The sequence below is a fragment of the Rossellomorea arthrocnemi genome, from assembly GCF_904424705.1.
GTDB classification, from domain to species: domain Bacteria; phylum Bacillota; class Bacilli; order Bacillales; family Bacillaceae_B; genus Rossellomorea; species Rossellomorea arthrocnemi.
This window is the reverse complement of record NZ_CAJGBF010000033.1, coordinates 1-14,356: the sequence shown is the minus strand read 5'-3', so window position 1 is coordinate 14,356 and position 14,356 is coordinate 1. Positions and strand designations below refer to the sequence as shown.

Below are 14,356 nucleotides of genomic sequence, written 5' to 3'. Positions count from 1 at the left end.
CCGCTTTACCCTTTCTTTACATCTGCCCCCAATTCCTCTCCTAGTGCTACAATCGATTGGTTGATTCTCCACACATAGTAGAGATGGTGAATGAGATCCACCTGGGATTTACGCCAGCTCGGAGCATAGGTTTCAATTCTCTCCCGCTCATGGCCTAAATCCCACATAACCGGCGTGTTATCATTTTCTTTTAATAACTTCTGAAGCGTTTCGATGTTATGGGCGATCTTCTCTTCCGTTTCCTTGAATGCGCTGCTGAGTTCTTCTGAAATCTCTGTCGGTACTTTTCGATGGGAGGAAGCAAGCAGATGCTTCGCGTAATAATTGATTGCAGTTGCCACAGTGATCCAACGCCCGACCCCTGACCTCGTCATAGCTCCGGGTCTTTGAAGAAGGGATTGTGCCTCATCCTTAATCCCCTGGAGCTTTTGATCCAAATCAAACGCCTGATCTGTTAATGCCTTATCTTTCGGGGTCGTAAAAGTTTTAATATAGGAAGAAACATATCCTTGAAGTTCGCCAAAGAATTCATCGAAACTATCGGCGACTTTGTCTTTTGTTCTCTTTGGAATGACAAATGCTGAGACAAGTAAGGCAATTGCGGCTCCGGCAATCGTATCAATGACCCGTGCCCCCATCAGTTGAATACTGATCCCACCGAGAAGGAGGTCATACATAAAGGCGATGAGCATCGTAATGAATAAGCTCATCAGTGTATATGAAACAGGAAAAAGGTAAAAGGCCAGAAACAAGACCGCAAATAGGAGAAAAACCTCCAATTGCGAATTTCCGGATACAAGATTAGCCGCTCCAAATCCGATAATGGCTCCGAGCACGGTTCCAATCGATCGTTGGAAAGCTTTCATGTATGTTCTACCTACCGACTCAGTACCAATTTGAATAATGAAGGTCGTTAGCAGCACCCAGTAAGGCTGTGCAGGCGCGATAAGCTCCCCGACGATTATCGCGATCGTTCCCGCTACCAACGCTTGAATCGCTTTACGCGTAGACGGTTTTAAACTCTTGGTCTCTTCAGACGCATCTTCTTTTTCTGCTTCCTCCGGTTTAGCATCATTCTCCACAGGGGACCCCTTGTACTCTGAAACCTTCAATGATTCCTGAATCGTAATAGCCGCTTCCAGGACATGATTCGCAATGGACTCGATCCGTCTCAGGAGATAGACCCAGCCTTCAGGTTTCTCTTCTTGATTCAGAACCTCAGACAATAGCAGACGAAGGGCCTGGATGGCCTTTTCTGCCTCTTCAAGGGAACGGGGATCATAATCCTGGGCCAGTACTTCGGCGTCACGTAGAGAACGAAGAACCCATACGAGCAGGCGCCTGAGTTCCATGACCTCCAAAGCCTCCAGATCCTTCAGCTTTTTCAATGAATCAGTTAGTGTCTGAATGAGCATTTCAGTGTCAAACACATATAAACGAAGGTGTGAAGCTTCGATACCGGCCCACAGCTTCCTTAAATCATTCTCATTAATATCACCAGCTACGCTTCTGGCATATTCATTCAGCCTTCTTACATTGTGGTCCAGTTGCTTTCTGCGCTTGCTGCTTGTATGTGGATCCTCTATCATCTTCATTAAAATCGTAAACGTCAAGTTTGATTGTATATGAAACGAACGCATACTTCTTCTTAACATATGGACAGAGTCCTTAAAGATAATGAAGTTATAAAGAAATGCGAAAACGACCCCTATAACGATTCCCAAGTAAAACCATTCCAGATGCGCCACGTCCAGCTGTAAAATCGACGATATATAGATCGACATAAAGCCTGCCATTCCCATTGAAAAATAGCGGATAGTAAATCGGGAGAAGTAAAACGCACTAAAAATAGCTCCTACCAATAGAACGTTTACCACGAGACTGAAATGAGCAAAGGCAGACCCTAATGTAATCCCGACGGCTACTGCGACACCGACCAAAGGGGTCGTTACTTTCTTTTTCCCTGTGGTGTCATCCATGACCACAAAAATACCGAGCATCCCCACCATACCTGACACAATGGCCGGAGTGATGGAGGGATGGTCGAATTGCTTCAATAAGAAAATCATTGTAAACACAGCCGATATTAAGCTGATCGTTGCTTTACCCGCCTGCTGAAATCTTTTTCTGCCGGGATCGGACGCAAGGATCCTCCCGAGCCAAATATGCTTTCTATGTAAATGTTTCATCTCACATCATACCCTTATCTACGTACCGTTTTTCATTCTCTTTTATCGTACCCTTTCAAATAAAAAAGTAACCTGTACTGCAGGAAGCAGCAGGCTACTCTTATTCGCTGGGGTGCGAAGACAACGGAATCTATTTGTATGATTATAAGGGTTTTTGGCCGGTGGGTAAAGGATAGTGCTCGTATAAACTGCCCCATGTATAGGTCCATACGCTCACTTGTGCTAGATATTTTCGTAATCACATTTCCAATAATTGAGAAAAAAGTATCAAGGTAAGACTCTCCTCTTTAACGAATCCATTAAGTAGCCGAAGGATCCCAGAAAATGTATGACGGGAAATTTCAACTTAATAGGAGGATTAAAATGAATATGAAGCGTTTAACGAAACGTATGACAATGGGAGCCATTGCACTAGTGTGTATGGTGGGAGTGGCTTTGCCGGCTTCCGCCAGTGAAAATAATCTTTTGAAAAAGGATCCCAAGGGGGCATATGTCCCTTCTGAAACGCCTGATCTTTCAAGTCTTCACTCCCAACCATTTTCCATGAAGGTCCAAAAGAAAGATGAACATGCTCTTGGTCCTTCTAACCCATCGTATACTATAGATGTGGACTATAATTCCACCACCCATAAAGCGGAAGGTACCCTGGAAGTGTCATTTAAAAACAATATAAAAAACAATTTAAGCGAATTGTACTTTAATTTATGGGCCAACGCCGATGTCTTTAAGGAAAATGGAGGTGGGATGAACATATCCGATGTAAAAGTAAATGGGGAAAACTCAACATTTGAAATGAATGATACTGCTTTACATATCAAAGAACTTTCGCTAAGGAAAAATAAAAAGGCCACCGTCAGCATGCAATTCGAAGTGAGCCTGCCTGAACAACAGGATCGATTCGGATGGTATGGCGATACCGTTTCCATGGGAAACTGGTTTCCGATCCTGGCCGTTTATGATGATGAAGGATGGAATGTGGATCCCTATTACCCTTATGGAGAATCCTTCTATTCTCTATCTGGAAAATTCGATGTCACAGTCACCACTGATAAAAACCAGGTGATTGCCGCTACAGGAGAAGAAGTTGGAAAAGCAAAGGTGTCGGGTGATAAAGCCACTCACCGTTATATAGCCAAGAATGTACGTGATTTTGCTCTGGAAATGAATCCAAATTACCGGGTGATTTCTACTAAAGTCAATAATATCAAAATCAATGTCTATTATTCAGGAGAGCACTCCAAATATGCTGCCGCCCTTCTCGAATCAGGAGAAGACAGCATCCGGCTATTCAGTGAGAAATTCGGCAAATATCCTTGGCCGGAGCTTGATATCGTGACGATGGAAGGCTGGTTCGGCGGGATGGAGTATCCACAGCTTGTCATGATCAGTCTTGCAGGGGACCGTCCTCTTGATTGGGCCAAGTCAGTCAATGCACACGAAATCGGTCATCAATGGTTCTACGGAATCATCGGGAATAACGAATATGATGAGCCGTGGCTCGACGAATCCTTCGCCAGTTTCGCTGCCGCTTTATATGATGGGGAACTTGGTTCACTTCAAGTGGATCCCATTGAAGATTCCTACTATCACCTTTCAAATCAGATTTCTGATTTCACAGCAAGAGCTGACGAGGGTGGAATTAGTGCCTATTATTATATGATTTACAATTATGGGTCTAGCACATTGAATGATCTAAGGGAACTGCTTGGGGACGAGGCGTTTTACTCCTCTATGCGAACCTATTTCAAACAGCAGAAATTCGGCATTTCCACCACCCGTGACTTTATATCTTCAATGGAGAAATCAACTGGCAGAGATTTAATGCCGTTCTTTAGAGATCATCGAGTGTTGCTTTCCGATCAGGAATAGAGAAAAAAACCGGTCGGTCCCTAGGGACTGACCGGTTTTCCTCAATTTAATCCTTACTCAACCGTAACCGACTTAGCCAGGTTACGCGGCTTATCGACATCGCAATCGCGGTGAAGAGCAGCATAGTAAGAAATCAGTTGTAATGGGATGACAGAGATAAGAGGTGTTAGCAATGGGTTAACCTCCGGGATGACGAAGCGATCTTCTTCGTCTTCTAAACCTTTCATGGAAATGATGCAAGGGTTGGCACCACGAGCGACTACCTCTTTCACATTTCCTCTGATTCCAAGGTTTACTTCTTCCTGTGTTGCAAGGGCAACGATCGGTGTACCTTCTTCGATAAGGGCGATCGTACCGTGTTTAAGCTCTCCTCCGGCAAATCCTTCTGCCTGAATGTAAGAGATTTCTTTCAGCTTCAATGCGCCTTCAAGACCTACATAGAAGTCCAGTGAACGGCCGATGAAGAAACAGTTGCGAGTTGTTGACAGATATTCGCGTGCGATATCTTCAAACTCTTCTTTCGTGTCACATAGTGCTTCCATCGCAGTAGCCACGATACCCAGTTCTTGAACAAGATCAAAGTCCTGGCTGGTTCCGCATGCTTTCCCTGCGACATGCGCAAGGATGGCAAGCACTGCCAGCTGAGCTGTGTACGCTTTCGTTGAAGCAACCGCAATCTCAGGTCCTGCATGAAGAAGCAATGTGTAATCCGCTTCGCGTGACAGGGTGGAACCCCCTACGTTTGTGATGGTCAGTGATTTATGTCCAAGCTCTTTGATTTGAACCAGTACGGCACGGCTGTCTGCTGTTTCCCCACTTTGTGAGATGAACACGAATAATGGTTTCTTAGAAAGTAAAGGCATGTTGTAGCTGAATTCACTGGCTACATGAACCTCAACAGGGATCCCTGCGCTCTTCTCGATGAATTGCTTTCCAACCAGACCAGCGTGGTAGCTCGTTCCACATGCAATGATGTAGACACGATCCGCTTCTTTCATCGCGCCGACGATCGGCTCATCGATGTGAAGCTCGTTGTTCTCGTTTTGATAAGCCTGGATGATTTTACGCATCACTAGTGGCTGCTCGTCGATTTCTTTCAGCATATAGTGAGGGTATGTTCCTTTTTCAATATCACTGGCATCGATTTCAGCTGTGTAAGGAGCACGTTCCATTACTTCACCGATCAGGTTTTGAATTTCAACCTTTTCTTTCGTTACGATGACCATTTCTTTGTCCATAAGCTCAACGTATTGATCCGTTACTTGAATCATCGCCATCGCATCACTTGCTACAACGTTGAAGTCTTCTCCTAGACCGACAAGAAGTGGACTTTTGTTTTTCGCTACATAGATCGTTTCATCATTTTCACAATCTAAAAGAGCAATGGCATAAGAACCTTTTAGGAGCATCAGCGTTTGACGGAACGCTTCCTCTACAGAATTTCCTTCTCCCACGATCTTTTCAATCAGCTGAACGACGACTTCCGTATCCGTATCACTCTTGAACGTTACATCCGTTAAATATTCACGCTTAAGCTGGGAGTAGTTTTCGATGACTCCGTTATGAACGATTGTGAAGCGGCCTGAATTGCTTTGATGAGGGTGAGCATTCGCCTTGCTTGGTACACCATGGGTTGCCCAGCGAGTGTGACCGATTCCTGTATTGCTTAATACGTTATTATCAACAATTCCGCGAAGATCGGCAATACGACCTTTTTCTTTGAATACATGAATGCCTTCATTATTTTGAACGGCGATACCTGCTGAATCATATCCACGGTACTCAAGCTTCTCAAGACCCTTTAAAAGAATTTCCTTTGTATCTGAATTTCCAATATATCCAACAATTCCACACATAATTAATATATCCTCCCTGAACATGCAAGGGGGCAAGAACTCTTTTGGGGACACCTTGCCCCCTTATCTCTGTTTGTCATTAGTCATTTTTAGTTTGGTCACTTTTTTTCTACCCTTTGTGCATTAAGTTGCCTTAACGTTTTAAGGAAGAAACTTTCGGCTCGGTGACACATGCGAACCGGGAGGCATCCGCCGAACACTCGATAAACCTCCACCTCGTCAACTAAACGATCCAGTACGTCCGTCGTCTAGTCCTGGCGCTTTATAGTTTTTTAACTCACAATCCACCTTTCCTTCTTGACTCACATTTCCATTTAATTTGAAAAACGAAAACAAAATCATCATACACCAGCAGGTTTCCACTCGTCAATATAAATCTGACATCATTAATCAGTTGTTATCACATTGCCATGTTCCCGACACAGAATAGTGATAAACCTCCGGGAGAATTAAAAAAAGATCTCTACTAATTAAATATGCACAAGGGGGATGAAATGACCCCTTGTGCATGAAAAATCAACTATTCGTTCAGACCCATTTCCCGGTCGACGACTTGTACGATTTCATTTACATATCTCTCACAAAGTTCTTCAGTAGGCGCTTCTGCCATGACACGGACCAGTGGCTCCGTTCCAGAAGGACGGACAAGAATACGACCGTTCCCATTCATTTCTTCCTCTACCTTTTGAATGACTTTTTTCACCGTTTCATTATCCGTCACATGATGCTTATCCGTCACACGGACATTCACGAGCTTCTGAGGGAACTTTTGCATTTCTCCTGCAAGTTCAGATAGAGATTTACCCGTCACTTTCATGATATTTACGAGCTGTATGCCCGTTAACAGGCCGTCACCTGTTGTATTGTATTCAAGAAAGATGATATGCCCTGACTGCTCACCGCCGAGGGTGTAACCGCTTTTCTTCATTTCTTCTACTACATAACGATCTCCCACGGCAGTTTGAATGCTTTGGATGCCATTCGCTTCAAGTCCTTTATGGAAGCCGAGATTACTCATTACTGTAGAGACCACTGTAGATTGTTTCAATTGTCCTTGAGACTTCAAGTACTTACCGCATATGTACATAATCTGGTCGCCATCCACGATCTGTCCATGCTCATCAATGGCAATGATCCGGTCTCCGTCCCCGTCGAAGGCAAGTCCTAAATCGGCGCCTTTTTCCTTCACCATTTCAGCCAGCGCTTCAGGATGGGTGGATCCGACACCTTCATTAATGTTTAACCCGTTCGGGGATGCTCCCATAGTGGAAATATCCGCATCCAAATCAGCAAACAGGTGAGTGGCAAGAGCAGATGTTGCACCATGAGCACAATCCAACGCAATATGTAAACCATCGAAATCTTCGTCCACTGATTGTTTTAAATACTGCAGATACTTCTGACCTCCTTCAAAGTAGTCACTTACCTGGCCAAGATCGGCACCCGTCGGTCGAGGCAGACCGTCAACGGTTTGATCCAACAGATCCTCAATTTCACTTTCCTGGGCATCGGACAGCTTGAATCCATCAGGTCCGAAGAATTTAATCCCGTTATCAGCTACCGGATTATGAGAAGCAGAAATCATGACCCCTGCCTGAGCTCCCAACGCTTTGGTCAAGTACGCCACACCAGGAGTGGAAATCACGCCCAAGCGCATCACTTCCGCACCAATTGAAAGAAGCCCAGCTACCAGTGCTCCTTCCAGCATATGGCCGGAAATTCTAGTATCCCGTCCAATCAATATTTTGGGACGCGTAGCATCCTTCGTCAGAACATACCCACCGAATCGTCCCAGCTTAAAGGCTAATTCCGGTGTTAATTCTGTATTTGCTACACCTCTTACTCCATCCGTTCCAAAATACTTACCCATTGTCATTCTCTCCTTTTTACAGCTTTTATGCTGATGTGTTCTTTTCTTTAATTTCTACTTTTACCGTTTTTTGTGTGAGGGTCCATTCAACATTCTCCGGCCCTTCAGCCTCTATTTCTACCTCATGTTCGCCGGGCTCGAGCCCTGAAAGATCGAGAGCGAGGGTGAAGTCTTCTTTCTTCACCTTGCTCACTTCTTCGTTCTGACCCTTCAATGTCACGTCCACCACCCCGCTCTCGGGTGTCATGATGGAATATTCATAATCGTCCGGCAATCCTTGAGGGGTAATTTCGATACCCGATAAGCTCTTCTCCTCGGTTGTATTCACATCAACCTTAATTTTCACTTCTTCAGGAGCCACTTTGTTTAAACCATCCTGCAAGGCGAGTGGAACAGTAATCGTCGAATCCTTCTTGATCTTGGAAAGGTCTACTTCTGCCAAGAGTTCCTCTACTGTGTCCAATACGTCCTGCCTGCCAAAGATTGTGGCGTCTTTAGGCTCTACTGAAATGGATTTCAGGGTAGTGCCCTTAGGAAGGCTGCCTTTTTGCTTAATCGTGACAGGTACGTTCTTACTCGGGTTCACAACAGAAACAGTCACATCCACCACTTCCGGCTCTACCAGTACATCCAATTTGTTGTATTCACGGTCAAGGACCTGCACCCGGGCTTCCCTTGTCACATTTTCATTGATCTCTTCATCAACATCAAGAGTCGCAATGACATAGGCAATCCGCTCTACTTCATCCTTGGATCCGGTCACTTTAACGGTTTTCGGATCGACTGCCAGCCCTTCGGCTTCATATCCATTCGATAAAATACTTTCATTGAATTGAGGCTCAATCGAAAATTCTTCCGTGACTTTTTCCTGTACTGAAATGTTGGCAAATTCAGGATCAAGTTTCACTGTTAATTTATCAGAAATATTTTGAATCAGGATTTTCACTCGATGTTCACCGATCCCGATATCATTTAAATCCACATACACTTGAAAGTCCTTCAATGTCTTAGCTTGCTGTACAACGGCTTTTGTTCCTTCCACTGTCACATTCACCGTATCCGGCAAACCTGACACTTCCAGGTTCTCGCGGTCATAAAATACTTCAAGTGGGACATCCTGGATCGTTTCAATCGCATTCTGAGAGGTACCATTATTATTGTTAGCTGTCTTCTGGATATCGTCAAAGTTCACGGATAGATAAAGAATGAAAGCTAACAAAAGTCCAACAACCCGCATGAACCAACGGCTTTCCATGAATTTATCCATTTTCTTTCTTCCCCCTAAAACTCCATTTGTTCGAGGAAGCATTTGTCTTATCGCCAATGAGCTCCAAAGTTAAGATTTCACTGAAGCGCTCCAGAGAGAGGTCGCGATGCAACTCTCCATTTTTCGTAATGGAGATAGCTCCCGTTTCTTCTGATACAACGATGGTAATACTATCTGTCACTTCACTCACACCGAGTGCAGCTCTGTGTCTTGTTCCAAGCTCCTTGGAAATAAAGGGGCTTTCAGACAAAGGAAGATAGCATGCTGCTGCTGCGATTTGGTTCTTCTGTATAATCACTGCTCCATCATGGAGAGGTGTATTCGGGATGAAGATGTTAATGAGCAGCTGAGAAGTGATTTTCGCATCAAGTGATATACCTGTTTCAATATAATCACTCATTCCTGTTTCTCTTTCAAGGGTCAGGAGTGCCCCGATCCGACGTTTGGCCATATAGCTTACAGCCTTGGTCATGGACTCAATCATCTGCTCCTGCTCTTCTTCCTCCTGAAGCCCCGTCCGTGAGAACAAACGTCCCCTGCCAAGCTGTTCAAGGGCTCTCCTTAGTTCAGGCTGGAAGATGATGATGATCGCCAGGAACCCCCAGGTAAGGGCTTGTTCCATCATCCACCCCAGTGTATCGAGACCAAAGATACTACTTAGGCCCCTAACAATGATAATGACAAAAATACCTTTTAATAATTGTACTGCTTTCGTTCCTTTTATCAGCATGATCAGTTTATAGATTACAAACCATACAACGAGTATATCTACTATATCAGAGACATAATCCAGCGCGGAGTAATCCGAAAAAATATCGATAAACGGCATATTACATCCTCCAATAGCTTAATCGAAAGCGTAAGCCGCCATGTGTGGCTTCTCCATTTTCGTAACGATCCTATTATAGCACATTTTAAAACTGTCAAATGAAAGACACCCACGGCCTCATGATTCTTTCTTTTTTTATTCATGAACTCACGTTTTGCATAAAAAAACTGACACGAAATTATAGTGTCAGCCCTTTTAGGGACGGACCTTACATTCCATCCCCTCTATTTTATCCTACTTTTCCTCAAGTTGCGAATTTCCCCAGTCTAACGTGTCTTTAGCCCCTTTTTTGATCTGGTACCAAAGCCACTCAAACGCTTCATCAATTTCGTGAATGTCCCCCGTCACACTGCCTGCAGAAGCCAGATACTGCTTTCCATCGTTGACCGTGACCTTTCCGTTGATGGCCGTGACATTCCCGGTGACCTTTCCTTCTACTTTCACGTCCCCATTTCGGACGGTCAGATCTCCATTTACAACTTCACCCTTTGGAACGACAACCGTATGGTCCTGAACAACTAATTTGGCATTCTTGGTAAATGAGAAGTCCTGATCATCATTCCAGGAAGTAAGAAAACTTCCGGTCATAAAGATGAGGAATAGTGCTGCAGCCGTGAGTAACGGATGATGACGGAACCAACGCTGTACCCCCACCTTCTTCTTCTCTTTTGGTAATCCCGACATGACTTTATCCGTAAAGTCTGCAGAAGCACTAATATGGGATGTGCTCTGTACAAACGCAATCGCTTTTTTCAATTCATGAAAATGGTGCTGACACTCATTGCACTCCTGCAGATGATGTTTTAGTTCTTCTTCTTTTTCTCTATTTAAATCTCCATCTAAATAATCATGCATATATTCGATGATTTCTTCAGGACAAGGCTTCATATTCACTCACCCTCTCTAAAGTGATCTTAATTGTTTTCTGAGAGCTTCACGCCCTCTATGTACTCTTGTTTTAACCGTTCCCAGGGGTAAATCCAGTATTTCACTGATTTCCTGAAGTGGGAGTTCTTCAATGTATTTTAAAACGATGACCGATCGATACTTCTCCGGCAACTTGGAAATTTCTTTTTGTATGGTCTCCTGGAGTTCCATATTCTCCACTTCTTCTTCCGGGAGCTGAACATCGGCCGCCACCTGTGAGTACATCGTTAAGCCTTCCGTCCCCGCTACCTCTGCATCCAGAAAGTAATCCGGCTTCTTCTTCCGAATTCGGTCGATACAGAGATTTGTCGCTATTCGAAACAGCCAGGTCGAAAACTTTCTCTTTTGATTGAAGGTTTCAATATTTACATATGCCCTGATAAACGCCTCTTGAGCAATGTCCTCTGCTTCATGACGATTGCCAAGCATTCGGTAGCATATTTGAAACACTTTATCTTTATAAAGCTCCACTAATTCTGCAAAGGCGTTCTGATCACCTTTCAATACTTGTTTTATCCGTTTTTTCACTAACGCTTCCATTTCACAACCTCCGCTCTATGCGGCTATATTTATATACGTATTACCCTATCAAAAGGTTTCAATTTTTTTTATATTATTATCCTAACAAATTTTCAGGGAAATGTGTTTACAATTATTAGAAAAGGGGTATAAAGGAACTAATTATTTCTATTACGGGAGGATCTCGAAATGAGAAGAAGAATGAATGATTTATTATTTCAAATTGAAGACTGCCGTCGCCAAATGGTCGAACTAGCATCCGAATCTTCCTTTGCCAACGAGCAGGTAGTTGATTTGAGTACTCGTCTTGACGATCTGTTAAATCAATATCAAGTGGTCAAGCACCATTGAAGAGAAATAGATGAAGGCTGGAAACCATACGAGGGTTCCAGCCTTTTTTGTGTATTACATATTTCTCTAGTTCTCGACAACAACGACTATAGTAATTTCTCTCCAAAAAGAGAACCCATTAACGCAACAGCAACAGTAGCCGTTTTATTCTTCTCATCCAGGATAGGGTTTACCTCGACGAATTCTGCAGACGTAACCAATCCCGATTCTTCAAGCATCTCCATCGCCAGATGACTCTCGCGGTAGCTGATACCTCCAAGAACAGGAGTTCCTACTCCCGGGGCATCACTTGGATCCAATCCATCCAAATCAAGTGATAGATGAACCCCGTCGGTTCTTCCCTTCAAGTAGCCAATGGACTCTTCCATTACCTTCGTCATACCAAGTCGATCAATTTCATGCATCGTATAAACTTTAATCCCTTTTTCCTTAATTAACTCTCTTTCCCCTTCATCTAATGAACGTGCTCCAATGATAACAATGTTTTCAGGCTTAATTTTCGGTGAGCTTTGACCGATACTTGTTAATTCCTCATGACCGATACCCAGGCTCACTGCAAGGGGCATACCATGGATATTACCTGATGGGGAAGTATCCCCCGTATTCAAATCACCGTGGGCATCATACCAAATCACACCTAAGTTCTCATAATGAGGAGAAACACCTGCCAATGTGCCGATTGCAATACTGTGATCCCCCCCAAATATCAACGGGAAATCCCCACTTCCGATTACATCATTCACCTTAGAAGCCAACGTCTCGCTCGCTTCAGCAACCGCTTTCAAATTACGTAAATTTGTTTCTGGATTATTATGTACACGCTCTGCCTGTCCAATCTCGATATCCCCCAGGTCCTTAATGTCATACCCAAGGTTCTCAAGACGCTCAACAATACCGGCATATCGGATCGCACTTGGTCCCATGTCGACCCCTCTGCGCATTTGACCTAAATCCATCGGTACTCCAATAATAGAAATGTTCTTCTTCATCAAAAATTCCCCCAATTCAAAATTTAAGTCTGTCTCTATTGTATCCATAGATTGACCAATGACTCAACTGGACAAGATTGTGCATATATATGCGTGTGCAAAAGAAGTTGTGGAATGAGAGTTGTAAGACTATATAGGTAAGTGGTGAGAACTGCGAGAAACGAGAAATTTGGAAAACGATTGGAAAACCGAAGTTAACTGGGGAGTAAATATCCTTCTGCAGAAAAGGCTACTTACATTATTTCAGTTTTGTTTGAGAAATGGTTCACGCAAAAAATATTAATCCGTTTCGTTTTCACGAAATTGATTAAATTTCCTTATTCAATATAACAAAAAAACCTCAAATCTCTTAAAAGATTCAAGGTCTAATCATGTCGTATGTATGGTTAGTTTCTTGCCACGTTCGTAAGCTGTGATACTTTGCTTACGCAAAAATCTTTGGTGGAGCCTAGCGGGATCGAACCGCTGACCTCCTGCGTGCAAAGCAGGCGCTCTCCCAGCTGAGCTAAGGCCCCGGACAGTGAAATTCCCACACCCCTGAGATGTGAGAAAATGTGTGATGAGCCATGAAGGATTCGAACCTTCGACCCTCTGATTAAAAGTCAGATGCTCTACCAACTGAGCTAATGGCTCGTAATGGCTGGGCTAGCTGGATTCGAACCAACGCATGTCGCAGTCAAAGTGCGATGCCTTACCGCTTGGCTATAGCCCAATAATTACGTAAATAGCATAAAAAAGAGACATTTATAGGATGTCCAATTTACACTTAAATATACAATGGTGGAGGGGGGCAGATTCGAACTGCCGAACCCGAAGGAGCGGATTTACAGTCCGCCGCGTTTAGCCACTTCGCTACCCCTCCAGCTAAAAACAATGGTGCCGGCAAGAGGACTTGAACCCCCAACCTACTGATTACAAGTCAGTTGCTCTACCAGTTGAGCTACACCGGCATATTGATAAAGAAAGATATTTTGCATACGCAAAAATCTTTGGTGGAGGATGACGGGATCGAACCGCCGACCCTCTGCTTGTAAGGCAGATGCTCTCCCAGCTGAGCTAATCCTCCACTATGTAAATATATTTTCTTTTTGAAGAAAATGGTGACCCATACGGGATTCGAACCCGTGTTACCGCCGTGAAAGGGCGGTGTCTTAACCGCTTGACCAATGGGCCAGTCTATTAAAAAAATAAAAGCTTCCAACCGGGCTCGAACCGGTGACCTCTTCCTTACCATGGAAGCACTCTACCTGCTGAGCTATGGAAGCAATGGCTCCGCAGGCAAGATTCGAACTTGCGACCGATCGGTTAACAGCCGATAGCTCTACCACTGAGCTACTGCGGAATGATTTGGCCTGGCGACGTCCTACTCTCACAGGGGGAGATCCCCCAACTACCATCGGCGCTGAAGAGCTTAACTTCCGTGTTCGGCATGGGAACGGGTGTGACCTCTTCGCCATTATCACCAGACATATTGCTTACAATGACAAATATTATTATATAATATTTTCAATGAAATTCAAGGGGTAAATGAAAATTTATTCCCTGAAAACTAGATAAAGAATGGATGTCAAGAAAGCCGAATATCGACCAATTGTTGTTCATTAAAATCATGACTCTTTGTGGTTAAGTCCTCGATCGATTAGTATCAGTCAACTCCACATGTCGCCATGCTTCCATCTCTGACCTATCT

Annotated in this window: 10 protein-coding genes, 9 tRNA genes and 1 rRNA gene; 2 read left to right on the top strand and 18 right to left on the bottom strand. The window is 43.9% G+C overall.

Annotation, left to right across the window (positions count from 1 at the left end; all coding sequences use genetic code 11):
• Positions 1-5: 5 nt before the first annotated feature.
• The gene (locus BAA9072_RS22720; RefSeq protein WP_201716842.1) at positions 6-2,189 is read right to left on the bottom strand and encodes an FUSC family protein; all 2,184 of its coding nucleotides are present in this window, start codon (positions 2,187-2,189) and stop codon (positions 6-8) included.
• Positions 2,190-2,552: 363 nt separating this feature from the next.
• Between BAA9072_RS22720 and BAA9072_RS22715 the strand changes: the two genes are divergently transcribed.
• Positions 2,553-4,058: a M1 family metallopeptidase gene (locus BAA9072_RS22715; protein WP_201716841.1), complete on the top strand. Its 1,506-nt coding sequence runs from the start codon at positions 2,553-2,555 to the stop codon at positions 4,056-4,058.
• A gap of 53 nt (positions 4,059-4,111) precedes the next feature.
• Here the strand turns inward: BAA9072_RS22715 and glmS are convergent, their stop codons facing one another.
• From glmS to sigW, 6 genes are all read right to left on the bottom strand, one after another.
• Positions 4,112-5,914: a glutamine--fructose-6-phosphate transaminase (isomerizing) gene (gene glmS, locus BAA9072_RS22710; protein WP_201716840.1), complete on the bottom strand. Its 1,803-nt coding sequence runs from the start codon at positions 5,912-5,914 to the stop codon at positions 4,112-4,114.
• A 520-nt stretch (positions 5,915-6,434) separates the two neighbouring features.
• Entirely contained in the window at positions 6,435-7,784 is a 1,350-nt protein-coding gene (gene glmM, locus BAA9072_RS22705) for a phosphoglucosamine mutase (protein WP_201716839.1), read from the bottom strand.
• A gap of 25 nt (positions 7,785-7,809) precedes the next feature.
• Positions 7,810-9,051, bottom strand: coding sequence for a CdaR family protein (locus BAA9072_RS22700; protein WP_201716838.1), 1,242 nt, complete (start codon positions 9,049-9,051; stop codon positions 7,810-7,812).
• Positions 9,044-9,880 carry a diadenylate cyclase CdaA gene (gene cdaA / locus BAA9072_RS22695; protein WP_201716837.1) on the bottom strand — a complete coding sequence of 279 codons (837 nt, stop codon included), beginning with the start codon at positions 9,878-9,880 and terminating at the stop codon, positions 9,044-9,046. The genes BAA9072_RS22700 and cdaA overlap by 8 nt, the downstream gene beginning before the upstream one ends.
• A 234-nt stretch (positions 9,881-10,114) precedes the next feature.
• Entirely contained in the window at positions 10,115-10,768 is a 654-nt protein-coding gene (locus BAA9072_RS22690; RefSeq protein WP_201716836.1) for an anti-sigma factor family protein, read from the bottom strand.
• Positions 10,769-10,783: 15 nt separating this feature from the next.
• Positions 10,784-11,347: an RNA polymerase sigma factor SigW gene (gene sigW, locus BAA9072_RS22685; RefSeq protein ID WP_113970158.1), complete on the bottom strand. Its 564-nt coding sequence runs from the start codon at positions 11,345-11,347 to the stop codon at positions 10,784-10,786.
• A 168-nt stretch (positions 11,348-11,515) separates the two neighbouring features.
• Here sigW and BAA9072_RS22680 point away from each other — a divergent pair, with 168 nt between their 5' ends.
• Positions 11,516-11,677 (top strand): aspartyl-phosphate phosphatase Spo0E family protein, encoded by a 162-nt coding sequence (locus BAA9072_RS22680; protein WP_230980978.1) that lies wholly within the window; start codon positions 11,516-11,518, stop codon positions 11,675-11,677.
• An 86-nt stretch (positions 11,678-11,763) separates the two neighbouring features.
• Here BAA9072_RS22680 and rocF read toward each other — a convergent pair whose 3' ends face one another.
• From rocF to rrf, 11 genes are all read right to left on the bottom strand, one after another.
• Positions 11,764-12,666, bottom strand: a complete 903-nt coding sequence (gene rocF, locus BAA9072_RS22675; protein WP_201716835.1) for an arginase — start codon at positions 12,664-12,666, stop codon at positions 11,764-11,766.
• A gap of 439 nt (positions 12,667-13,105) precedes the next feature.
• Positions 13,106-13,181: transfer RNA gene (locus tag BAA9072_RS22670), tRNA-Ala, on the bottom strand.
• Positions 13,182-13,226: 45 nt separating this feature from the next.
• A tRNA-Lys gene (locus BAA9072_RS22665) sits at positions 13,227-13,299 on the bottom strand.
• Between the two features lie 4 nt (positions 13,300-13,303).
• Positions 13,304-13,378: transfer RNA gene (locus BAA9072_RS22660), tRNA-Gln, on the bottom strand.
• 66 nt (positions 13,379-13,444) lie between these two features.
• Positions 13,445-13,528: transfer RNA gene (locus BAA9072_RS22655), tRNA-Tyr, on the bottom strand.
• A gap of 12 nt (positions 13,529-13,540) precedes the next feature.
• Positions 13,541-13,616, bottom strand: a tRNA-Thr gene (locus tag BAA9072_RS22650).
• Between the two features lie 40 nt (positions 13,617-13,656).
• Positions 13,657-13,732, bottom strand: a tRNA-Val gene (locus BAA9072_RS22645).
• 32 nt (positions 13,733-13,764) lie between these two features.
• Positions 13,765-13,839: transfer RNA gene (locus tag BAA9072_RS22640), tRNA-Glu, on the bottom strand.
• Positions 13,840-13,858: 19 nt separating this feature from the next.
• Positions 13,859-13,931 (bottom strand) — tRNA-Thr (locus BAA9072_RS22635).
• Positions 13,932-13,933: 2 nt separating this feature from the next.
• Positions 13,934-14,008, bottom strand: a tRNA-Asn gene (locus BAA9072_RS22630).
• Positions 14,009-14,016: 8 nt separating this feature from the next.
• A 5S ribosomal RNA gene (gene rrf, locus BAA9072_RS22625) occupies positions 14,017-14,133 on the bottom strand.
• Between the last annotated feature and the right edge of the window lie 223 nt (positions 14,134-14,356).

What these genes read in the sequence shown, in the direction of transcription:
- BAA9072_RS22690 (WP_201716836.1), bottom strand. Translation starts at nt 10,768, where the DNA reads ATGAAGCCTTGTCCTGAAGAAATCATCGAATATATGCATGATTATTTA.
- cdaA (WP_201716837.1), bottom strand. Translation starts at nt 9,880, where the DNA reads ATGCCGTTTATCGATATTTTTTCGGATTACTCCGCGCTGGATTATGTC.
- glmS (WP_201716840.1), bottom strand. Translation starts at nt 5,914, where the DNA reads ATGTGTGGAATTGTTGGATATATTGGAAATTCAGATACAAAGGAAATT.
- BAA9072_RS22720 (WP_201716842.1), bottom strand. Translation starts at nt 2,189, where the DNA reads ATGAAACATTTACATAGAAAGCATATTTGGCTCGGGAGGATCCTTGCG.
- sigW (WP_113970158.1), bottom strand. Translation starts at nt 11,347, where the DNA reads ATGGAAGCGTTAGTGAAAAAACGGATAAAACAAGTATTGAAAGGTGAT.
- BAA9072_RS22700 (WP_201716838.1), bottom strand. Translation starts at nt 9,051, where the DNA reads ATGGATAAATTCATGGAAAGCCGTTGGTTCATGCGGGTTGTTGGACTT.
- BAA9072_RS22680 (WP_230980978.1), top strand. Translation starts at nt 11,516, where the DNA reads ATGAGAAGAAGAATGAATGATTTATTATTTCAAATTGAAGACTGCCGT.
- glmM (WP_201716839.1), bottom strand. Translation starts at nt 7,784, where the DNA reads ATGGGTAAGTATTTTGGAACGGATGGAGTAAGAGGTGTAGCAAATACA.
- rocF (WP_201716835.1), bottom strand. Translation starts at nt 12,666, where the DNA reads ATGAAGAAGAACATTTCTATTATTGGAGTACCGATGGATTTAGGTCAA.
- BAA9072_RS22715 (WP_201716841.1), top strand. Translation starts at nt 2,553, where the DNA reads ATGAATATGAAGCGTTTAACGAAACGTATGACAATGGGAGCCATTGCA.